Consider the following 19,714-nt stretch of genomic DNA (forward strand, 5'->3'; position numbering starts at 1 on the left):
GTTCGTCGCGCAGCGTGCTCGCCTCCGTGCCGTCTCGGTCCCTTCGCGACGGCCGGCCCGCTGGCGAGTACGCGCACCCGCCGGCGGCCGAGGTCCGCGCCCGGCGGTGTCGCGGCACTTCACGCGGAGCGCCGATATTTTGCCACAATCCGGATCGCCGCTCGCGTGATCAATGAACGACGCCACGGCTCGTCAATTTCTTTCCGTTTCGTAAATCAGGCCGTTTCACTCGATCGGGTAATGCTTGCCCGGGTCGTGCTGAATCGATTGGCGGGCAGTGATGCCGACGGTAGGGTTCGTCCGGCGGAGAGCGGACCGATTGGCTGACGCTCTTTGTCGAACGCCCTTTTGTCTCGCGTTCGGACATTTTCGAGGTAGGAAGAAAACTCCGAGGCGGGAAGAAAACTCCGAGGCGGGAAGAAACACAGTGGACTTCGAAGCGCTGGCCGGCGAACTGCGCAATCTCCGGGAAGGTGTCGCCGGGGTGACCGGCACGGTGCTGGCCGCGGTCGACGGGATACCCATCATCGCCGAGGCGGCCGAGGACATCGACCCGGCGAAGATCTCCGCGCTCGCCGCGGCCGACCTCGGGATCGCGCGCCAGGCGGCCGAAATGACGGGGAAAGGCGCGCTGAGCCAGACCGTGGTGTTCGGTACCGAAGGCTACATGGCCGTCTACGCCATCGGGCGGCTGGCGCTGATGGTCGTGCTCGGGGACAAAGGGCTGAACGTCGGGCGCCTGTTGTTCGAATCCCGGCCGGTCATCGAACGGATCGGCGCGATCCTGGCCGCTTAGCGATCCGGCCACATTCACGGAAAGGATGCAGCATGATGATGAACATCGACACAGCACTCAAGGAAGCCATGTCGATCGCCGGTGCCGTCGGCGTCGCGCTGGTCGACTACGAAAGCGGTATGTCGCTCGGTACCAGCGGGGGCGGTGACTGGCTCGACCTGGAGGTCGCCGCGGCGGGCAACACCGAGGTCGTGCGGTCGAAACTGCGGGTGATGTCTTCGCTGGCGCTCAACGACACCATCGAGGACATCCTGATCACGCTGCACCGCCAGTACCACCTGATCCGGTTGATGAACTCGTCGAGGAATTCGCTGTTCCTGTACCTGGTGCTGGACCGCGACCGGGCGAACCTGGCGCTGGCCCGGCACTACCTGAAACGCATCGAAGCGGACCTGCAGGTGTAACCCGGGGAGGAGGAGCCGATGGCCGGAGGTGGCTCGCGAGCCGCACTCGTCATCGGTTCGGCGCTGATGCACGACCTCGGTTCGCTGTTCCCGGTGACGATGACCCTCGCCGGCGAGGAGCTGGCGTTCACGTTCGTGTCGTCGTGCCCGTCACCCGACGCCGTCGAGGACTGGGTGCGGCTGCGGTCGGGCACCGTCGTGGCCGGCCGGGTGGTGCGGTTCTTCGTCGACGCGGACGGGCGGCGGATCCGCGTCGAGCTCGCCGGGACGCCGGTCCGGGCCCTGGTCGTGCTGGCCGAGGAGGTGACCGCGGCGGCGGTGAACGCCCCGCGCCTCGGCCGCTGGCAGGACCAGATGCCCTGCACCGTGCGGGTCGCGATGGACGAGCTCGCGCGGATGCTTTCGCGGTGCCGTCACCGCGCCGGCGGCGCCGAGCCGCTGATCGACCTGGAACTCGCCTACCGGCCGGACCGCGACCACGAGGTGCGGCTCGCCGGTGCGCACGAACGGGTGCGCCCGTTCATCGCACCGGTCCGCCCGGTGCTCGCGCTGCGCTGGCGGTCGGCGACGCCGGAGCAGCGCAAGGCGTTCCTCGACGAGCTCCCGGACGGCACCCCGGCCCGCGGGTGGCTCCGCCGCCGGCGCACCGCCCGGGTCATGGGGCTGGAACTGGACGTCCCGGCCTGAGGAGACGTCCTGGTCGCACGAAAGGGTCTCACGAAAAGGCCTGCCGGCAGAGGCGGGCGACGCCCGCGCGGACGCGCTGTTCGCCGAGGCCGGGCAGGATCGCCGTGACGTGCTCGGCGGCGAGCGGCGCGAGCAGGGCGTGGGCGGTGTGGTCGGGGTCGGGCGTGCCGGCGAGCAGGATCGTCAGGTGCCGGTGCCAGAACCGGTAGGCGCCGATCCGGTACCGGGCCCCCGGGGCCGCGGTCTCCGACATCCGCACCACGGGCAGGTGCTCGAACAGGTAGTCGAGGTAGGCCTCGGCGAAGGCGGCGAGGCGTTCGGCAGGCGGCACGCCGGGGCCCAGCGGCGGCGGCCCGTGCAGGATCCCTTCCTGGAGCACGCGTTCCCGGGCGTCCAGCAACGCGGCGGCCAGCCCGGCCTTGTCGCCGAAGCGGCGGAAGAGCGTGCCCTTGCCGACGCCCGCGGCCGCCGCCACCTGGTCCATGGACACCGCGTCGACGCCGTGTTCGGCGAAGAGCCCGGCCGCCGCGTCCAGGATGGCCGCCCGGTTGCGGGCGGCGTCCGCGCGCTCCTTGGGCGGGGGCGCGCGAAGCAAGTCGAGCGGCATTGCGAAATCGGACTGCGGTCCGCTATCTTCGGGAAGCACAGCCGGACTATAGTCCGATTATCCCGAGGGAGCGACATGACCGCACTCATCACCCGTGACGAGCTCAAGGCCGCGATCGACGAGGGCGCCGTGACGGTGGTCGACGCGCTCGGCGGCGAGTACTACGCCAAGCAGCACCTGCCCGGCGCCGTCGCCCTGGTCCTGGCCGACGTCGGCGCGCAGGCGGCCGCCGTGCTGCCCGATCGGGCCGCCCCGATCGTCACCTACTGCGCCAACCCCGCGTGCCCCAACAGCGGGCAGGTGGCCGACCGGCTCACCGCCCTGGGCTACGCCGACGTCCGCAAGTACCGCGAGGGCATCGAGGACTGGGTGGCGGCGGGCCTGCCCACCGAGTCGGCCTGACCCGCCGGGCGGAAAGTTCGTGATGGCCACCTTGAGGAACTTCAAGTTCCTCAAGGTGGCCATCACGAACTTCGGGTGTCGTCAGCGCAGCTTGCCGAAGAACGCGCGGACGTCGTCGACGAGCAGGTCGGGCGCCTCCATCGCGGCGAAGTGACCGCCGCGGCCGAACTCGGAACAGTGCACGATCGTGTGCTCCCGCTCGAGCGGGCCGCGGATCGACACGTCCAGGGGGAACACCGCGACGCCGGTCGGCACCGGCGACCGCTCGCTCGCGCCCCAGGCTCCGGCGTGCGCGGTCTCGTAGTAGCAGTTGGCCGAGGACCCGGCGGTGCCGGTCAGCCAGTACAGCATCACGTTGGTGAGCAGCAGGTCCCGGTCCACGGCGTCCTCCGGTACCAGGCTCGCTTCACCCTGCACGTCAGCGCCGAGACGGCGGCGGAACGCATCGCACCGGCCACGGGGGCGCTGGAGCCGATCGACGAGCGCAGCTGCACCTTGCGTACGGGGTCGGATTCGCTCGACGAGCTGGCCATCTACGTGGCGGGGAAAGGGTTCGACTTCGAGGTGCACGAGCCGCCGGAGCTGGTCGAGCACGTGCGGGTACTGGCGGCGCGGTTCGGCAGGGCGGCCGGCTGAGCGAGGGCAGGCGACGCCACTGTCCACAGAGGATTCCGTGGCTTCCGTCCCGCGCGCGTGACGAAAGCTACCTGGCCGTGGTGAGTGCCGCGGTCGGGTGGGAGAAGAGTCCTGCGCCGCCTGCTGCGCTACCGCCGTGGCCGGCGGGGGACGACGGTCCCGTTCCTGTCGAAGACGGGCCGACCCCCCGGCCTGGCCGATGGTGCGCCCGGCCGCGTCGAAGTGAAGGTGTCGAACGCTTTTCCGGCCTTGCCGCGCCCCGCGATCGGCCGTTGCACTTCGTCGGCCCGAGAGTTATGTTAGCGCTCACAATCGCTCCGCTTATGCCGTCCGAGTGCGTCGGACCGAGTGAGGAGGTTGGCAACGGCGCCGGCCCACGCACCTCGTTGTTCAGCAACTCCACGGCATGCACCGCCGTGCTCGCGGGTTCCCGTGTGCGCGCCGGCGTGCCGGTGAAGTCATGCCCCGCCGGAAATCCGGCAGTTTCCCCGAACGCAACGGGAGAGATCAATGGCACGACAGTCGAGATTTCACTTTTCGCAGGCCGTCATCGCGGCCGGGATGCTCGCCGCGGGCCTCCTGGCCGGTGTCGGCACCTCGCAGGCGGCCACGCAGGGGCCGTGCGACATCTACGCGGCCGGCGGCACGCCGTGCGTGGCCGCGCACAGCACCACGAGGGCGTTGTACGGCGCCTACACCGGCCCGCTGTACCAGGTCCGGCGCGCCTCGGACAACACCACCCGCGACATCGCCCCGCTGGCCGCCGGCGGCGTCGCCAACGCGGCGGCGCAGGATTCCTTCTGCGCCGGAACGACTTGCCTGATCACGATCATCTACGACCAGTCCGGCCGGAACAACCGGCTGACGCAGGCACCTCCCGGCGGCTTCAACGGCCCGGCCGCGGGCGGGTACGACAACCTCGCCAACGCCACTTCGGCCCCGATCACCGTCGGTGGTCACAAGGCTTACGGCGTCTACGTGGCGCCGGGAACGGGCTACCGCAACAACAACACCAACGGCGTCGCCACCGGTGACCAGCCGGAAGGCATGTACGCGATCTTCGACGGCACGCACTACAACGGCGGCTGCTGCTTCGACTACGGCAACGCCGAGCGCAACAGCCGGGACAACGGCAACGGCACGATGGAGGCCATCTACTTCGGCAACATCAAGGTCTGGGGCTACGGCGCCGGAAACGGCCCGTGGATCATGGCCGACCTCGAGAACGGCCTGTTCTCCGGGGTCAACCAGCACTACAACGCCAACGACCCGAGCATCAGCCACCGCTTCCTGACCGCCATCGTCAAGGGCGGCCAGAACCGGTGGGCCATCCGCGGCGGCAACGCCCAGTCCGGTGGTGTGTCGACGTTCTACGACGGAGTGCGTCCCAACGTCTCGGGCTACAACCCGATGAAGAAGGAAGGCGCCATCATCCTGGGCATCGGCGGCGACAACAGCGTCGGCGCCCGCGGCACCTTCTACGAAGGCGTGATGACCTCGGGGTATCCGTCGGACGCCACCGAGAACGCGGTGCAGGCCAACATCACCGCGGCCGGGTACGCCACCGGTTCGGCCGGGACCGGCCTGACGCCGGGCACGTCCGTCTCGCTGCGCGCCACCACCGCCTGCTGCACCGACCGCTACATCCACCACACCGGGTCCACAGTGGACACCGCGGTCGTCACCAGTGGCAGCTCCGCGACCGAGAAGGGCAACGCGTCCTGGACCGTGCGGGCCGGGCTGGCCGACAGCTCGTGTGTGTCGTTCGAGTCCAAGAACACCGCGGGGCAGTATCTGCGGCACCAGAACTACCAGCTCCACCTGCAGGGCAACGACGGGAGCGCGCTCTTCGGCCAGGACGCCACGTTCTGCCCGGAGGCCGGCCGCAGCGGGCAGGGTGCCTCGCTCCGGTCGGTGAACTTCCCCGACCGGTATGTCCGCCACTACAACAACATCGTCTACATCGCGGCCAACGGCGGCTCCAACGCCTTCGACAGCACCAACGCCTACAACGACGACGTGAGCTGGGCCGTCAGCTCTCCTTGGTCCTGATCCGGGCTTTCGCACGCCTCGCCCGCCGGCCGGGCGAGGCGTGCGAAAGCGCTTTCCTGCCGGCGTCTTGTCAGCGTGGGCGACGCCGCGCTACCTTCGGCTGGGAACGCTCCCTGCGGGAGAGCGTTGTGAGGAAAGGACGACCGGATGCGTCTCCGCCGAACCGCTGTTGTCTTCGCTGTTTCCGCGTCGCTGCTGACCCCGGCGATCGCGGACGCCGCCCCGGCCGAGGAAGCCTGGGCGCACTCGGTCACGGTGACGGAGTCCGCGCTCGAAGGAGTGCACGGCACCGCGCCCGACGTCACGGTCCGCAACGTGCTCACCGTGACGGCGAGCGGGACCGGGCTGCGGGTCCGGCTGAGCAACCCGTTCGGGGCCACCGCGCTGACCGTGCGGTCGGTGTGGGCCGGGCTCCAGCCGTCGACGGATTCGCCGGCGCTGGTGCCGGGGTCGAACCGCCGTGCCACGTTCGGGTTCCGGCACGCGGTGACGATCCCGCCGGGCGGCAGCGCGTGGACCGACCCGCTGCCGTTGTCCGTGCGACGCGGCGACCACGTCGCGGTCAGCGTGTACGCCCCCGGTTCCCCGATCGACGACCACACGTTCCCGCCGCCGGAGACCGACACGCCGGGATCGTTCCTCTCGACCGGCCCGGGCGACGCCGGGGCGAACGTGCCGGGCACCGCCTACGGCCCGTTTTCCCGTGGCGTGCTGTGGTGGGTGGACGCGATCAGTGCCGTCTCCGCCGCCCGCGGCACCATCGTCGCCCTCGGAGACTCGATCACCGACGGCTACAACGCCTTCGGCGGCGGCCCGCGCTGGACCGACGTGCTCGCCGCGCGCATCGCGACCCGGCCGCCGGGACGGCGGCTGTCGGTGGCCAACGCCGGGATCAGCGGCAACACCGTCAGCGTCCAGCCGAACCCGTACGACCCGACCGGGCAGTGCTGCGGCCCGCCGGCGCCGCTGCGGCTCGACCGTGACGTGCTTTCCCTGCCGGGCGTGCGGTACGTCCTGCTCCTGGAGGGGACGAACGACCTCGGCGGCGGCGACAACGCGGCCCCGGCGCCGGCTTCCCAGGTCATCGACGCCATGCGGACCATCGCCGGGCGGGTGCACGCGGCCGGGCGCAAGATCGTCGGCGCGACCATCCTGCCGATGTGCAACGCCGCCGGCAGCGCGAAGGAACAGGCCCGGCTCGCCGTCAACGCGTGGATCCGCACGTCCGGCACGTTCGACGCGGTGCTCGACTTCGAGTCCGTGCTCCGCGACCCCGCCGACCCGACGGTGATCCGCGCCGACTGGCGGACCGACTGCTACCACCCCAACGCCGAAGGCGACCGGCTGCTCGGCGAGTCGATCGACCTCCGGGCGTTCGGGCTCTGAGCCCGGGAGCTGGCATCATGCGGTCATGACGGAGGTGTCGAGTGCGGCGGGGTTCGCGTTGCGCGCCGCAGGGGGAAGCGTGGTGGGCCGGCGCTACGCGGACAACTTCGACGTGGTGCACCTGCGGGAGGAGCCGTTGCTGGCCGTCGTCGCCGACGGCATGGGCGACGGCGAAGGCAGCCGCGCGGCCGGCCGGACCGGAGTCGCCGTCTTCGGGGAGCAGCTGTCGGCCGCCGAAGGCGCTGTCGACGCCGCGACGCTGCGGGTGGCCGTCGCGCGGGCCCAGGCGGAGGTCCGTGCGGCCGGGCGGCGGATCGGCGGGTTGACCGGGTGCACGCTGACGGCGCTGGTGGCGGCCGGGACCGCCCTGTGGATCGTCCAGCTCGGCGACTCCCGCGCCTACCGGCTGCGGGACGGGCTGCTGGAGCTGCTGACCACCGACCACACGATGGCGTGGCTCGGCGCCGTCAACGGCTGGTACGCGTTCGACTCGCCCGAAGCGCGGGCCGCGCGTTACCAGCTGACCCGCTACCTCGGGCATCCCGCGCAGCCCGAGCCGGACGTGCTCAACATCGCGCCGCGTCCCGGCGACGTCCTGCTGCTGTGCAGTGACGGCGTCGCGGAGCAGGTTCCCTACCAGCGCATCCAGGAGGTGCTGGCGTCGTCCGCGCCCCCGGCGGAGCAGGTCGGCAGGCTCCTGGCCGACGCCGACGCGGCGGGCGGCCAGGACAACGCGAGCGCGGTGGTCGTCCGGGTGATCCCGGCCTGACCCCGGGATCACCCGAACGCGGGACAGTGCGGGGACTTCCAGGTCTGGCCTCGCGCGGCCTGTCGCAGGACACTGGAGCCAAGTCACGGAGACGGAGGGCCTCGGCCCCGGGCGCCGCTGGCCCAGGTTCGCGGCCCGGTTCAAACCAGAGCCCCGCCGCGGACCGCCCGCCGCCCCGGGTGGCTCAGTGGGCGAGCAGCTTGACCGCCACCACCGCGAGGGCGATCGCCATCTCCACGACGAAGAGCAGCAGCTTGACCGCCCACCGGACGTCGGCGCGCCGCGTGGCGGACAGGGCCAGCGCGGCGATGGTGAGCACCAGCGAGAGGGCGGCGATCCACAGCGCCGTGCTCAGCGACAGCCAGCCGAGCGCCGCGGCGCCGACACTGAGGACGGGCAGCAGGGCGGTCTCCAGGACGTGGCCCGCCGCCAGGAGGATGTGGCGGAGGTCCTGGCCGCGCGGGAAGTGGCCGTGCGCGATCCGGTGCGCGCTGATGTCCGCGAACCCGCCGGCCAGGCAGAGGGCGCCCATCGCGGCCGCGATGTCGGCGACGGCTTCGGCCGCGGACGTGCCGTCGGCGTAGTTCAGCAGGAGCACCACGGTCGACAGGCCCACCAGTGTCGCGTAGACGCGTTCCCGCAGGGCGGCCACCAGGGGCGGACGTTCCGCGGGCGCGGAACCGGCCGGAGCCTGCGTCCGGGCTTCGTTCATGGGAGGACCTTAGCTGTCCGCCTCGACGAACCCGGTGTTCAAGATCAGGCGGCCCGCCGTGGCGACGTCGTGAACGACTCTTTCCTCTCGTCCGACGACAGGAAAGAGTCGTTCACGACGTCCGGCGCCGCCGCGTGGTCAGAGCCCGCACGCCTTGGTGAGCGCGGACACCTGCTCGGTCCGCTTCTGCAGCCAGGCGGCCGGGGCGTTGGCGAGGTCCTCGACCGTGGTCTGGCGCAGGGATCCGGCCAGGGTGTCGATCGCGCCGCCGACCGTGGTGTTCGCGGCTCGGGAGGCCAGTTCGGACAGTTCGCCGGCGGCCGCGTGGGCGCGGTCGGCCGCGGCCCGCGGGTCGGTGAGGTCCGGCACGGTCGCCGTGATCCGCACCGCGTCCGCGCAGACCGCGGCGGACGACGCGGCGTTGCCGGCCTGGCCGGCGGTTTCGGAGGCCTGCTGGGCGACGCCGCAGCCGGTGAGGGCCAGCAGGAGGCCGCCGCCGAGGACGGCCGTCGCGAGTCGTTTCGTCGAACGCATGGTGAAACCTTTCCGGGGGAGGGGTCAGGCGCCGGAGCGCGCGGTGGCGCGCGTCCGGATCAGGCTGGCGGCGAACGCCGTCCCGAGGATCACGCCGACCACGGCCAGCGAGAGCGCGGTCGGGATCTTGTAGAGGTCGAGCAGCAGCATCTTCACGCCCACCCAGACCAGCACCAGGGCGAGGCCGAGCTTGAGGTAGACGAACCGGTGCATGACGTCGGCGAGCAGGAAGTACATCGCCCGCAGGCCGAGGATCGCGAAGGCGTTCGACGTGAACACCAGGAACGGTTCTTGGGTGACGGCGAAGATCGCCGGGATCGAGTCGACCGCGAAGACGATGTCGGTGACCTCGATCAGTACCAGGACGGTGAGCAGCGGGGTGGCCACCCAGCGGCCGCCTTGGCGCACGAGGAACTTCTTGCCGTGGTAGCGGTCGGTGGACGGGACGATCCGGCGGAACGTCCGCAGGAAGACGTTCTGCTCGTAGTCGGCGGTCTCGTTCCGGTGCAGCGCCATCCGCGCGCCGGTGATGACGAGGAAAGCGCCGAAGACGTAGAGGATCCACGCGAAACTCGCGATCAGGGCCGAACCCGCGGCGATGAACACCGCCCGGAACACCAGGGCGCCGAGCACGCCGTAGAACAGGATGCGGTGCTGGTGCTCGCGGGGGACGGCGAAGTACCCGAAGATGATCGCGAACACGAAGACGTTGTCGACTGCGAGGGACTTCTCGATGACGTAGCCGGCGAAGTACTGTCCCGCGAACTCCGCGCCCCAAGCCCACCAGACGACGGCGCCGAAGGCGAGCCCGAGCGCGACCCACACCGCGGACCACGCGAGTGCTTCCCGCACGCCGACGACGTGCGCGCGGCGATGGGCGAGCAGGTCGATCGCGAGCATGGCCAGGATGACGCCGAGCACGGCGGCCCAGGCCCAGATCGGGACGGTCACGACAGACTCCTCCGGTTCGGTGACGAACCAGAGGTCTCCCCGGCCACACGGGTGTGGCGCCGGCACCGGGCTGCGCTGGGGCAGCCGGACTGACGATGCCGGACCGGGCGGGTACTCCCCTCCGTACCTCCAGAATGACGAACTGGACTTCGTCTGTCAAGTTCGGACGTCTACTGTGGCCGGTATGGCTTCGTGGACGTTCCTCAGCAACCACGCGCACGTCCTGCTGTGCGTGGCCGCGGACCCGGACCGGACGTTGCACGACATCGCCGAGCACGTGGGGATCACCGAACGCGGGGTGCAGCTCATCCTCGCTGACCTGATCGCGGAGGGCTACCTCGAACGCGAGCGGGTCGGGCGGCGCAACCACTACAAGATCCACCCGGAAGGCCGGCTGCGCCACCCCCTGGAAGCCCACCACCGGGTGGCCGACCTGGTCGAGGCGCTCGGCCTCGACACCGGCGAGCGCGTTCCGCCGGGCGGTGCCGAGGCGGGTTCGCCGACGTGACCGGCCTTTCGTGAGTCAGGGCGCGAAAACGGCGGGGAACCCGGAGGCTCCCCGCCGTGGCGCCGGAGGGCTCAGCCGGCGTCGACGATCTCGGCCACGGTGACGCCGATCGGAGTGCTCGGGCGTCCGGTCAGGGCGTGGAAGTCGGGCGTGGTCTCGGCCAGGAGGCCGTCCTTGATGTTGGCGTCCAGGGCGGCGACGAAGCCGGCGACCGGCTCCGGGAGACCGGCCTGGGCCAGGGCCTTGGCGTGCTCGTCGGCCGGGAGGTCGGTGTAGGTGATCTCGCGGCCGGTGGCCTTGCCGATCTCGGCGGCGAGTTCCGCGTTCGACCAGGCGACGTCCCCGGTGAGCTCGTAGATCTTGCCTTCGTGGCCTTCGCCGGTGAGCACGGCGACCGCCGCCGCGGCGTAATCCGCGCGCGCGGCGCTGGCGACGCGGCCTTCGCCGGCGCTGCCGACGAAGCTGCCGGTGGCGACGGCCTGCTTGATCGTGTCGAGGTAGTTCTCGTTGTACCAGTTGTTGCGCAGGATCGTGGCGGGCAGGCCGGACGCCTGGATCAGCTCCTCGGTCGCCTTGTGCTCCGGGGCCAGCACGAGCGCGGACGTCGTCGCCTGCGGGGCGCTGGTGTAGACGAGGTGGCCGACGCCGGCCTGCTTGGCCGCCTCGATGACCGCCTGGTGCTGCGCCGCCCGCTGGCCGACCTCGCTGCTGGAGACCAGCAGCACCTTGTCGGCGCCCTTGAACGCGGTGACCAGGCTGCCGGGGTCGGTGTAGTCGGCGCGCCGGATCTCGACGCCGCGCTCGGCGAGGTCGGCGGCCTTTTCCGGGCTGCGCACCGCGGCGGCGACCTGGTCTGCGGGCAGCTTCTCGAGCAGGCCTTCCACGACGAGCTTGCCGAGGTGGCCGGTGGCGCCGGTGACGACGATCATGATGGCTCCTTGAAGTTTCAACTACCGTGTCCCTTGGAGGATGTACTAACTTTTCGAAAGTACAAACTGATTGTTAGTGTAGTCACATCCGCAGTGCAAACTCCTGGGTAGTATCAGCTGGGTAGTATCAGACTGTGGACGCACAGCGGACGGAACTCGGCGAAGGAGGTGACGGGATGCCCGACTTCGAGCACGATGCCCTGGTCGCGGACGTGTTCAGCGCCGCGTGTGCTTCGCGCACGTTGCTGGAACACGTCACCGGCAGATGGGGCGTCCTGGCGCTCGTCGCGCTCAACGACGGTGTCTTCCGGTTCAACGCGCTGCGCCGCCGCGTGCAGGGGGTCAGCGAGAAGATGCTCGCCCAGACGCTGCAGGCGCTCGAGCGCGACGGCTTCGTGCACCGGGAAGCCCGCCCGACCATCCCGCCGCACGTCGAATACAGCCTCACGCCGGCGGGCCGGGAGGTCGCGGGGCGGCTGCTGGGGCTGATCGAGTTCCTGGAGGCCGGTGTTCCGGCCGCCATGGCGGCTCAAGCTCGTTACGACGAAGCGAAAGCCGGTAGCGCGGGATAGGGAAGCCGCTCAGGCTTCGGGGGAAGACGTCGAGTACCACGCCGCGGAATCACCCGGCAGATCCCCCTCGAACCGCGTGCTCCCGAGCACGACCTCGCCCCATCCGGCGGGCGGCGTGAACGGCGCGCTGCCGGTGTTGACCACGCACACCAGTTCCCCGCGCCGGAAAGCGAGCACGGCGTCCTCCCCGGTGCCGAGCCACTCCACCGCTCCCGGCTCGCCGAGGCCGCGGTCCCGCCGAGCGCGCAGGGCCCGGCGGTAGAGGTGCAGCGTCGACGCGTCGTCCTTCTCCTGCACGTCGGCGGCGTACCCCGCGAACCACTCCGGTTGCGGCAGCCACGGCACCCCCGTGCCGAACCCGAAAGCCGGGGCCGCCGCGGTCCAGGGCAGCGGGACACGGCAGCCGTCGCGGCCCTTTTCCTGCCCGCCGGTGCGGTGGAACACCGGGTCCTGGCGGGCTTCGTCAGGCAGGTCGAGCACCTCCGGCAGGCCGAGTTCCTCGCCCTGGTAAAGGAACACCGAGCCCGGCAGGGCGAGCAGCAGGAGCAGCGCGGCGCGGGCGCGTCGTTCGCCCAGCGCGGTGTCGACCTCGCCGCGCGGGCGCATCAGGGCGGCGAACGCGTCGTTGCTGGCCGGCGCCGGCTCGGGACGGACGATGCCGTAGCGGGTGACGGCCCGGTGCACGTCGTGGTTGGCCAGCGTCCACGCCGCCGGGGCGCCGTGGGCGGCGGTGCGGGCCGCGGCGCGGTCGACGGCACCGCGCAGCGCCGGCGCTGCCCACGGCTGGACCAGCAGGTCGAAGGAAAAGGCCTGGTGCAGCTCGTCCGGGCGCAGGTAGTGGTCGAGGTCGGCCGGGTCGGGGACCCACACCTCGCCGACGAGCAGCAGGTCGCGCTCGGGGCCGTAGCCCGCCGCGAGCGCGCGCCAGCGGCGGAAGATCTCGTGGACCTCCGGCTGGTTCCAGCTGCGGGCGTTGTAGCCGCCGCCGTCCCAGTCCCGCAGGGCCGCGTCCTTGATCATCCCGTGGCACACGTCGATGCGGAACCCGTCGACCCCGCGGTCGAACCAGAACCGCAGGACGTCGTCGAAGTAGGCGAGGACCTCCGGGTTGCGCCAGTCGAAGTCCGGCTGCTCGCGGGTGAACAGGTGCAGGTACCACTGCCCGGGCGTGCCGTCGGGTTCGGTGACGCGGGTCCAGGCGGGCCCGCCGAAGACCGACTGCCAGTTGTTCGGCGGCTGGTCGCCGAGGCCGTCGCGGAAGAGGAACTTCGCGCGTTCGGGCGTGCCGGGGCCGGCGGCGAGCGCCGCGGTGAACCACGGGTGCCGATCCGAGCAGTGGTTCGGGACGAGGTCCATGAGGATCCGCAGCCCACGGGCGTGCGCGTCGGCGACCAGCCGGTCGAACGTCTCGAGGCTGCCGTACTCGGGGTTGACGGCGCGGTAGTCGGCGATGTCGTAGCCGTGGTCCGCCTGCGGCGAGGGGTAGCAGGGGTTGAGCCAGACGGCGTCGGCGCCGAGCCCGGCGATGTGGTCGAGCCGCCGGATCACCCCGCCGAGGTCGCCGACGCCGTCGCCGTCACTGTCGGCGAACGAGCGGACGTACAGCTGGTAGACGACCGCGTCGTCCCAGAACGAGCGCGGGCGGGAGGAAATTCGTGACACCCCGGGATCTTCGCACGCATCCCTCGGTCATGCGGGCAAGGGGACTTCGGCGGAGACACCGTCGGGCCACGTCAACGTGACGTGGCGGCCGTCCGCGGTGATCGCCAGGGACGGATCGGCCTCATCCGGGCCACCACGGTCCAGGACCACCACGGCGGCGAACACGGCTCCCGGTGCCGGGGGTCCGTCCGTGGCGACGAACGGGATCGCGGTCCACTCGCCCAAGGGCGAGATGCCGGCTTCGACGGCCACGTCCGCCGTGGTGAAGCCGCGCAAGGAACGCACCTCCGACCGCAGGGCCGGTGTCCGCGCGGCGGCTGCCCCCGGCTCGGTCACCGGCCGGGTCGCGTCCGACACCGGCCAGCCGCTGAGCCGCAGCGACCGGACCGGGACGTCGGCGGTGCCGAGCCGGGCGAGTCTCACCTCGATCCCGTCCCGCACCACGGAAACCACCGTCAGCACCGGCCCCGGCACCACCGGTCCGCTGCGGCCGGAGCCGTGGTCCGGGGAGTCGTCGCCGTCGGTGTCGACCCAGCGGACCCGGCCCGTTGACGCCGCGGCCAGCACGCCGCCCGGCAATTCCGTCGTGTAGCACGTTTCGAAGCCCGCGCGGTGGCTCGCCCGGCCGTCCGCGTCCAGCACGACCACCGTGTTGTCGGGGACGGAACCGAGCGGCGGGACCGTGGCCGTCGAGTACCCGAGCCGGGCGTAGAGCGGGGAATCGGCCCGCTGGTCGCCGGGGTGGGCGTGGTCCGTGCCGTGGTTGACCACCAGGGCGATGCCGTCGCGGCGCCGTCCCGACACCAGCCAGCCGGGCGCGACGACGACCCGGGCGACGTCGCCGGTCTCGATCGGGAGCGGCTCCTCGACGTCCGTCCACACGGGATGGTGCGCGGGCAGTGCGAGTCCCAGCATCCCTTTGGCCGCCCAATACGGCGACCCGGGCCCGGAGTACGCCTGGCGCATGGCGGGCCAGGCGTGCTGCCAGCCGAGGGTCAGCAGGCCGTCGGGCGCGCCCCGGTCGGCGAAGTGCCGCACCATCCCGCCGGCCACCCGGCGCGTCAGGCCGGGGGACAGGCTTGACGTCCCGGTGAACGCGCCGACCCAGAACGGCGCGGCGGCGGCGAAGCGGTACACCAGGCTGCGGCCCTGCAACAGCGGCGAGCCGTCGGTGCCCACCAGCCGCACCGCGTCGTCGAGATAATCCCGGAGATCCGAAGCCCATTGCTGGCGGAGGGAGCCGGGGCACAGCGTGCCGGTGACGTCGAACAAGTGCGTCCACAGCAACGGGTACAGGTGCAGGGCCCAGCCCGTGTAGTGGTCGTAGGCGCGTTCTGCGCCGTCGCTGAGCCAGCCGCCCGGACGCCGCAGCGACGCGTGCACGGCGAGGTCCTCCTCGACGTCCGACGCCGACCACGGGCCGCCTGCCTCGCGCAGGAACGACTCCACGACGATCCGGAACCACACCCAGTTGATCGGCGGGTAGGGCTGCCCGATCACCGTCGCGAGCCAGGCGACGACCCGGTCGCGGACGGCGTCGTCCAGGCGGTCCCACAGCCACGGCCGGGTCAGCTGGAGCACCAGCGCGATCGACGCGGCCTCCACTTTGGACTGGCCGAGCTCGTCGGGCCGGGCCCACGCCTCGGGCGAGGCCGGGTCGGTCCCGGCGGCCAGCCCGCGCGCGTAGTGCTCGAGCAGGCCGCCGGGGTCCGCGCCGCCCTCCCCGGCGACGCGGAAGCCGGCGAGCAGGAAGGTCCGGGCGAACCCTTCCAGCCCGTCGGAGCCGCGGCCGTTGCGGCTGGCCGGGCCGGGCAGGTCGATCCGGGCGCCGCCCGGCGAGCGGTACCGGCCGGCCGCCGCGAGCAGCCGGTCCGCCAGCGCGGTCCAGTGCCCGCGCGTCCAGCCGGTGTACGGCGAGAGCCGCCGGTCCTCGACGGCGGTCATGCCTGCACGGCCAGGGAATGCCGGGTCACCGGGGCCCGGGGCGGCAGGCCGGCGGCGTAGCGCTCGAGCTCGCCGATCGCCTCCGCGCTCATGCGGCGGGTCTCCGAACCCAGCGACCCCGCGATGTGCGGCGTCAGCACCACGTTCGGCAGGTCGTAGAGCGGGGAGCCCGCGGGTAGCGGCTCCGGCTCGGTGACGTCGAGGACAGCGTGGAGGCCGTCGGCTTCGCAGGCGCGTTCGAGGGCCGCGGTGTCGACGAGCGCCCCCCGCGCGGTGTTGATCAGCACAGCTCCGGGCGGCAGGGCGGCCAGCTCCGCGGCACTGATCATGTGCCGGGTTTCCGGCAGCGACGGCGCGTGCAGGCTCAGTACATCGGCCTGGGGCAGCGCTTCGGCCAGGCCGGCCGGCTCGGCGCCGGCCGCGAGGATCTCGCCGGCGTCGACGACCGGGTCCACGACGAGGACACGGGCGATGTCCAGCTGCCGCAGCAGCGCGGCGACCCGGCGGCCGACGCGGGAGAAGCCGACCAGCACGACCGTCCGGTCCCGGCCGGACAGCTCGCCCCGCTGGTCCCGGTAGCGCCAGTCCTCCCGGAACTTCCGGGCGTCGGCGGCCAGGAAGGGCACCTTCTTGAACGCCCAGAGGATCGCGCCCAGGGTGTACTGGGCGACCGGCTCGGCGTTGGCGTCGGCGGCGGTGGTGACCCGCACGCCCCGGTCGAAGACCGCCGCGCCGACGTGGTCGCGGACGCTGCCCGCCGCGTGCAGCACCGCCCGCAGGTTCGGCGCGGCCCGCAGCACCGCGTCGTCCAGCGGGGGACAGCCCCACGAGGTGATCAGCACCTCCACCTCCGCCAGCCGCGCCCGGACCCGCGCCGAAGCGAGTTCGTCCGTGCACAGTGGTTCGCCGAGCCGGGCCGTGGCGCGCAGCCGCTGCAGTTCCGCTTCGCCGAACTGCAGCCGCATCGTGTCGTGCCCCATCACCAGCAGGGTCTCCGGCCGCCGGGTCACTTGACGCTGCCCGCCGCCAGCCCGGACCGCCATTGCCGGTGCAGCAGGACGAACGCGACCACCAGCGGCAGCACGGCCAGCAGCGAGCCGGTGATGACGAGCGGGTTGTACTGCGGGAACTGGGTCACGCGCGTGCTCCACTGGTACAGGCCGAGGCTCATCGGGAACAGCTTCGGGTCGGTGAGCATCACCAGCGGCAGGAAGAAGTTGTTCCAGATCCCGACGAACTGGAACAGGAAGATCGTCACCAGGCCGGGCCGCATCATCGGCAGCGCGATGGTGAAGAACGTCCGCAGTTCGCCCGCGCCGTCGGTCCTGGCGGCTTCCAGGACTTCGCCGGGCACCGCGGCCTCCGCGTAGACGCGGGCGAGGTAGACGCCGAAGGGGTTGGTCAGCAAGGGAACGAACACCGCCCAGAACGTCCCGACCACGTGGAGCTGCGAGGCCAGCAGGTACAGCGGCAACGCCAGTGCCGTGGTCGGCACCAGGACCCCGGCCAGCGTCACCGCGAACAGCGCGCGCCGTCCCGGGAAGTCGAGCTTCGCGATCGCGTACCCGCACGCCGCGCAGATGAACGAGCCGAGCACCGCGCCGAGGCCGGCGTACAGCAGCGAGTTGCGGATCCAGGCGAGGAAGACGCCGTTCTCCTGGGTGAACAGGGCGCTGAGGTTCGCGCCGAGGTTGAACTGCCCGAACTCGAACGCGCCGGTCGTGGAGAAGTCGCCGACGGACTTGGTGGCCGAGGTGATCAGCCAGACCAGCGGCAGCACCGCGTACAGCGCGGCCAGCACCAGCAGGACGTGCACGACCGTGCGTGACGTCCACCGCGACGCTGCTTTCCGGGGGTTCCGGGTGGCGGAGCCCCCGGCCCGAGGCGAAGCCTCGGATGTCGCAGCAGGGGACAGGGCAGTCACCGGGACCTCCGGTTGGACAGGCGCATGACCAGCGCCGAGAGCAGGGCGGAAACGACGGCCAGCAGCACGGACGCGGCGGCGGCGCGGCCGTAGTCGTTGGCGATGAACGCGGCTTCGTACACATAGAGACTCGGGGACCAGGTGCTCGTCACCGAACCGGTGAACCCGCGCAGCACCAGGGGTTCGGTGAACAGCTGCAGGGAACCGATGACGGTGAACACCAGGGCGACGAACATCGTCGGCCGGATCATCGGGACCTTGACCGACCACGCCGTCCGGATGCCGCCTGCCCCGTCGGCCCGCGCGGCCTCGAGGACGTCGCGGGGGACCGCCTGCAGCGCGGTGTAGAAGATGATCATGTTGTAGCCGACCCACTGCCAGGTCGCGATGTTCACGATCGAGGGCAGGATGCCGGTCTTGCCCAGCGGGTCGAACGGCAGGAGCGCGGTCAGGCGTGAGTTCGGGCTGTACAGGTAGGCCCAGACGAGCCCGGTGATCACGGTCGGCACGGCGTAGGGCAGGAAGACCGCCAGGGACCACAGCCGCTTGAGGCGCACCACGGCGGAGTCGATCAGCAGCGCGAGGCCGAGCGCCAGGCCGAGCATGATCGGGATGTGCACCAGCACGAACAAGGCCACGTTGCCGAGACTGGCGTGGAACGCGCTGTCGGTGAGGACGTCGAGGTAGTTGCCGAGGGCGACGAAGGCCTGGTGCGGGCCCGAGAACCCCAAGCCGGACAACCGATCGGTGAACAGGCTCAGGTAGAGCGCGTACCCGATCGGCACGAGCACGGTGAGCGTCAGCAGGATCGCGAACGGGGCCGCCAGGGCGAGACCGGCGCGGCCGCGGTTCCGCCGCTCGCGGACCGGGCCGGCCGGGCGGCCGGCGCGCGCCGGGGCGCTCGCGGCGCGCTCGGGGGTGAGGACGGTCATCAGGCTTTTCCTTCCAGCACGGTCAATCCCCGCTCGCGGAGCGCGGTGACGGCGTCGGCCTGCGTCTGCCGGACGGCGGTGGCCAGGGTGGTGCCGCCCGTCTTCACTCCGCTCATCCGGTCGACGACGGTGGAGAAGATCCGCAGGGCGTTGGGGCCCCACGTCCAGTCCGGGACGCGCAGAGCGGCTTCGTCGAGGACGTCGTACACCGGGGCGCCGAGGAAGAACCCGCCCTTGTACGCCTTCCTCGCGACGTCCCGGCTCGGCAGGTAGCCGGGGAAGGGCGTGGTGAACGTGGTGCCGATCTTCGCCACGGCCGGGTCGGTGCTCAGCCAGCGCAGGAACTTCACGGCCGCCTCGGGCACTTTGCTTTCGGCGGAGACGGCGAACGCGCTGCCGCCCTGCGCGCCGTTGGCCGGCACGCCGGCCCAGGCCGGCATGGTGGTGACCGCCCACCGGCCCTTGTCCTGCGGGATGGACTTGTTCAGCGTGCCGACGCTCCAGGAAGCGCCGAGCAGGCCCCACAACCGGCCGGTGTGCATGGCCCCGATCCAGTCCTGGTCGCCGGTGGGCGCGGTGGCGACGAGGCCGTCGCGGATCATGCCCTGCCAGAAGTCCGCCGTGCGCAGCGTGCCTTCGCCACTGATGTTCACCCGCCACGACCCGCCGTCGACGCGCCACCACGGATCGCCTGCCTGCCAGCACATCCCGGCGAAGAACGAGCCGTCGTTGAGCGGGAACGTCGTCACGCGCGCGGCCGGGTCCGCCTTCTTCACGGCCTGTGCCGCGGCGCGGAACTCGTCCCACGTGCGCGGAACCGCGATCCCGTGCCGGTCGAACAGGTCCTTGCGGTAGTAGAGGACCATCGGCGCCAGGTCCATCGGCACCGCCCAGGTGCGCCCGCCGGGCCGGACGCCCTGCCAAGCTGCGGGAGAGTAGCCGCGCTCGAGGTCGGCCAGGTCGTCGGTCAGGTCCCGCAGGCTGCCCGTGGTGAGCAGCTGCGGCAGGCCTTGGTACTCGGCGTGCAGGATGTCCGGCGCGTTGTGGGCGCGCAACGCGTTGGTCTGCTGGGCGTAGCCGCCCTTGAGACCGGACGCGATCACGTTGAGCTCCACCGAGATGTCCGGGTGCGCGGCGTTGAAGGCGGCGACGTACTTGTCCATGCCGGTCAGCCACGACCAGACGCTGACGCGGGTGGCGCCGGACGCCGTGGTCGTCGACGACCCGCACGCGCCGAGCAGGCCCCCGGCCGCGAGCCCGGCCGAGGCGGAAAGGAACGTCCGGCGGGTGAACCCCTGAAGCTTCAT

The 19,714-nt window shown here is 71.7% G+C and carries 21 protein-coding genes and 1 pseudogene; 10 read left to right on the forward strand and 12 right to left on the reverse strand.

The genetic code is table 11. From position 1 onward, the window contains the following. Window positions 1–427: 427 nt before the first annotated feature. The 3 genes from A3CE_RS0145045 to A3CE_RS0145055 are packed head-to-tail and all read left to right on the forward strand — an operon-like array spanning window position 428 to window position 1,887. Complete coding sequence (locus tag A3CE_RS0145045; RefSeq protein WP_020646700.1) at window positions 428–796, forward strand: roadblock/LC7 domain-containing protein; 369 nt, start codon at window positions 428–430, stop codon at window positions 794–796. A 38-nt stretch (window positions 797–834) separates the two neighbouring features. After that, window positions 835–1,200 carry a hypothetical protein gene (locus A3CE_RS0145050; RefSeq protein ID WP_026469478.1) on the forward strand — a complete coding sequence of 122 codons (366 nt, stop codon included), beginning with the start codon at window positions 835–837 and terminating at the stop codon, window positions 1,198–1,200. 18 nt (window positions 1,201–1,218) lie between these two features. Beyond that, window positions 1,219–1,887 (forward strand): hypothetical protein, encoded by a 669-nt coding sequence (locus A3CE_RS0145055; protein ID WP_020646702.1) that lies wholly within the window; start codon window positions 1,219–1,221, stop codon window positions 1,885–1,887. Between the two features lie 28 nt (window positions 1,888–1,915). Here the strand turns inward: A3CE_RS0145055 and A3CE_RS0145060 are convergent, their stop codons facing one another. Further along, entirely contained in the window at window positions 1,916–2,494 is a 579-nt protein-coding gene (locus tag A3CE_RS0145060; protein WP_020646703.1) for a TetR/AcrR family transcriptional regulator, read from the reverse strand. 75 nt (window positions 2,495–2,569) lie between these two features. Between A3CE_RS0145060 and A3CE_RS0145065 the strand changes: the two genes are divergently transcribed. Further along, entirely contained in the window at window positions 2,570–2,896 is a 327-nt protein-coding gene (locus tag A3CE_RS0145065; protein ID WP_020646704.1) for a rhodanese-like domain-containing protein, read from the forward strand. 81 nt (window positions 2,897–2,977) lie between these two features. On the opposite strand, the gene A3CE_RS0145070 is transcribed toward A3CE_RS0145065, so the two are convergent. Next, window positions 2,978–3,277: a hypothetical protein gene (locus A3CE_RS0145070; RefSeq protein WP_245589857.1), complete on the reverse strand. Its 300-nt coding sequence runs from the start codon at window positions 3,275–3,277 to the stop codon at window positions 2,978–2,980. Window positions 3,278–3,286: 9 nt separating this feature from the next. Here A3CE_RS0145070 and A3CE_RS55750 point away from each other — a divergent pair. From A3CE_RS55750 to A3CE_RS0145090, 4 genes and pseudogenes are all read left to right on the forward strand, one after another. After that, window positions 3,287–3,532: pseudogene (locus A3CE_RS55750) on the forward strand (WYL domain-containing protein); the annotation flags it as partial. A gap of 510 nt (window positions 3,533–4,042) precedes the next feature. After that, window positions 4,043–5,584: an alpha-L-arabinofuranosidase B gene (locus A3CE_RS0145080; protein WP_026469480.1), complete on the forward strand. Its 1,542-nt coding sequence runs from the start codon at window positions 4,043–4,045 to the stop codon at window positions 5,582–5,584. A 147-nt stretch (window positions 5,585–5,731) separates the two neighbouring features. Further along, window positions 5,732–6,970, forward strand: coding sequence for a GDSL-type esterase/lipase family protein (locus A3CE_RS0145085; RefSeq protein WP_020646708.1), 1,239 nt, complete (start codon window positions 5,732–5,734; stop codon window positions 6,968–6,970). 25 nt (window positions 6,971–6,995) lie between these two features. Continuing rightward, window positions 6,996–7,739 carry a PP2C family protein-serine/threonine phosphatase gene (locus A3CE_RS0145090; RefSeq protein ID WP_043791456.1) on the forward strand — a complete coding sequence of 248 codons (744 nt, stop codon included), beginning with the start codon at window positions 6,996–6,998 and terminating at the stop codon, window positions 7,737–7,739. 184 nt (window positions 7,740–7,923) lie between these two features. On the opposite strand, the gene A3CE_RS0145095 is transcribed toward A3CE_RS0145090, so the two are convergent. The 3 genes from A3CE_RS0145095 to A3CE_RS0145105 form a co-directional block, all read right to left on the reverse strand. Then, window positions 7,924–8,451, reverse strand: a complete 528-nt coding sequence (locus tag A3CE_RS0145095; protein ID WP_020646710.1) for a hypothetical protein — start codon at window positions 8,449–8,451, stop codon at window positions 7,924–7,926. Between the two features lie 138 nt (window positions 8,452–8,589). Continuing rightward, window positions 8,590–8,985, reverse strand: coding sequence for a bacteriophage spanin2 family protein (locus A3CE_RS0145100; protein WP_020646711.1), 396 nt, complete (start codon window positions 8,983–8,985; stop codon window positions 8,590–8,592). Between the two features lie 24 nt (window positions 8,986–9,009). Beyond that, window positions 9,010–9,936, reverse strand: a complete 927-nt coding sequence (locus A3CE_RS0145105; protein ID WP_020646712.1) for a TerC family protein — start codon at window positions 9,934–9,936, stop codon at window positions 9,010–9,012. A 184-nt stretch (window positions 9,937–10,120) separates the two neighbouring features. On the opposite strand from A3CE_RS0145105, the gene A3CE_RS0145110 reads away from it, so the two are divergent. Beyond that, window positions 10,121–10,444, forward strand: a complete 324-nt coding sequence (locus A3CE_RS0145110; RefSeq protein WP_020646713.1) for a helix-turn-helix transcriptional regulator — start codon at window positions 10,121–10,123, stop codon at window positions 10,442–10,444. Window positions 10,445–10,515: 71 nt separating this feature from the next. Here A3CE_RS0145110 and A3CE_RS0145115 read toward each other — a convergent pair whose 3' ends face one another. After that, window positions 10,516–11,373: an SDR family oxidoreductase gene (locus tag A3CE_RS0145115; protein ID WP_020646714.1), complete on the reverse strand. Its 858-nt coding sequence runs from the start codon at window positions 11,371–11,373 to the stop codon at window positions 10,516–10,518. A 176-nt stretch (window positions 11,374–11,549) separates the two neighbouring features. Between A3CE_RS0145115 and A3CE_RS0145120 the strand changes: the two genes are divergently transcribed. Then, window positions 11,550–11,945, forward strand: a complete 396-nt coding sequence (locus tag A3CE_RS0145120) for a winged helix-turn-helix transcriptional regulator (protein WP_020646715.1) — start codon at window positions 11,550–11,552, stop codon at window positions 11,943–11,945. A gap of 9 nt (window positions 11,946–11,954) precedes the next feature. On the opposite strand, the gene A3CE_RS0145125 is transcribed toward A3CE_RS0145120, so the two are convergent. The 6 genes from A3CE_RS0145125 to A3CE_RS0145150 all read right to left on the reverse strand — a co-directional run bounded on the left by A3CE_RS0145125 (window position 11,955) and on the right by A3CE_RS0145150 (window position 19,714). Continuing rightward, window positions 11,955–13,607, reverse strand: a complete 1,653-nt coding sequence (locus tag A3CE_RS0145125) for a glycoside hydrolase family 13 protein (RefSeq protein ID WP_020646716.1) — start codon at window positions 13,605–13,607, stop codon at window positions 11,955–11,957. A gap of 27 nt (window positions 13,608–13,634) precedes the next feature. Next, window positions 13,635–15,551, reverse strand: a complete 1,917-nt coding sequence (locus A3CE_RS0145130; protein ID WP_020646717.1) for a DUF2264 domain-containing protein — start codon at window positions 15,549–15,551, stop codon at window positions 13,635–13,637. Next, window positions 15,548–16,561 (reverse strand): hydroxyacid dehydrogenase, encoded by a 1,014-nt coding sequence (locus A3CE_RS0145135; RefSeq protein WP_026469483.1) that lies wholly within the window; start codon window positions 16,559–16,561, stop codon window positions 15,548–15,550. Before A3CE_RS0145135 ends, A3CE_RS0145130 begins: the two co-directional genes overlap by 4 nt. Continuing rightward, window positions 16,558–17,367 (reverse strand): carbohydrate ABC transporter permease, encoded by an 810-nt coding sequence (locus tag A3CE_RS0145140; RefSeq protein ID WP_020646719.1) that lies wholly within the window; start codon window positions 17,365–17,367, stop codon window positions 16,558–16,560. The genes A3CE_RS0145135 and A3CE_RS0145140 overlap by 4 nt, the downstream gene beginning before the upstream one ends. Before the next feature lie 104 nt (window positions 17,368–17,471). After that, entirely contained in the window at window positions 17,472–18,407 is a 936-nt protein-coding gene (locus A3CE_RS0145145) for a carbohydrate ABC transporter permease (RefSeq protein WP_020646720.1), read from the reverse strand. Then, window positions 18,407–19,714, reverse strand: a complete 1,308-nt coding sequence (locus A3CE_RS0145150) for an ABC transporter substrate-binding protein (protein ID WP_020646721.1) — start codon at window positions 19,712–19,714, stop codon at window positions 18,407–18,409. Before A3CE_RS0145150 ends, A3CE_RS0145145 begins: the two co-directional genes overlap by 1 nt.

Source organism: Amycolatopsis balhimycina FH 1894 (assembly GCF_000384295.1).
Lineage (GTDB): Bacteria > Actinomycetota > Actinomycetes > Mycobacteriales > Pseudonocardiaceae > Amycolatopsis > Amycolatopsis balhimycina.

What these genes read in the sequence shown, in the direction of transcription:
- A3CE_RS0145145 (WP_020646720.1), bottom strand. Translation starts at nt 18,407, where the DNA reads ATGACCGTCCTCACCCCCGAGCGCGCCGCGAGCGCCCCGGCGCGCGCC.
- A3CE_RS0145050 (WP_026469478.1), top strand. Translation starts at nt 835, where the DNA reads ATGAACATCGACACAGCACTCAAGGAAGCCATGTCGATCGCCGGTGCC.
- A3CE_RS0145115 (WP_020646714.1), bottom strand. Translation starts at nt 11,373, where the DNA reads ATGATCGTCGTCACCGGCGCCACCGGCCACCTCGGCAAGCTCGTCGTG.
- A3CE_RS0145065 (WP_020646704.1), top strand. Translation starts at nt 2,570, where the DNA reads ATGACCGCACTCATCACCCGTGACGAGCTCAAGGCCGCGATCGACGAG.
- A3CE_RS0145100 (WP_020646711.1), bottom strand. Translation starts at nt 8,985, where the DNA reads ATGCGTTCGACGAAACGACTCGCGACGGCCGTCCTCGGCGGCGGCCTC.
- A3CE_RS0145060 (WP_020646703.1), bottom strand. Translation starts at nt 2,494, where the DNA reads ATGCCGCTCGACTTGCTTCGCGCGCCCCCGCCCAAGGAGCGCGCGGAC.
- A3CE_RS0145150 (WP_020646721.1), bottom strand. Translation starts at nt 19,714, where the DNA reads ATGAAGCTTCAGGGGTTCACCCGCCGGACGTTCCTTTCCGCCTCGGCC.
- A3CE_RS0145085 (WP_020646708.1), top strand. Translation starts at nt 5,732, where the DNA reads ATGCGTCTCCGCCGAACCGCTGTTGTCTTCGCTGTTTCCGCGTCGCTG.
- A3CE_RS0145120 (WP_020646715.1), top strand. Translation starts at nt 11,550, where the DNA reads ATGCCCGACTTCGAGCACGATGCCCTGGTCGCGGACGTGTTCAGCGCC.
- A3CE_RS0145090 (WP_043791456.1), top strand. Translation starts at nt 6,996, where the DNA reads ATGACGGAGGTGTCGAGTGCGGCGGGGTTCGCGTTGCGCGCCGCAGGG.
- A3CE_RS0145130 (WP_020646717.1), bottom strand. Translation starts at nt 15,551, where the DNA reads ATGACCGCCGTCGAGGACCGGCGGCTCTCGCCGTACACCGGCTGGACG.
- A3CE_RS0145055 (WP_020646702.1), top strand. Translation starts at nt 1,219, where the DNA reads ATGGCCGGAGGTGGCTCGCGAGCCGCACTCGTCATCGGTTCGGCGCTG.
- A3CE_RS0145095 (WP_020646710.1), bottom strand. Translation starts at nt 8,451, where the DNA reads ATGAACGAAGCCCGGACGCAGGCTCCGGCCGGTTCCGCGCCCGCGGAA.
- A3CE_RS0145080 (WP_026469480.1), top strand. Translation starts at nt 4,043, where the DNA reads ATGGCACGACAGTCGAGATTTCACTTTTCGCAGGCCGTCATCGCGGCC.
- A3CE_RS0145110 (WP_020646713.1), top strand. Translation starts at nt 10,121, where the DNA reads ATGGCTTCGTGGACGTTCCTCAGCAACCACGCGCACGTCCTGCTGTGC.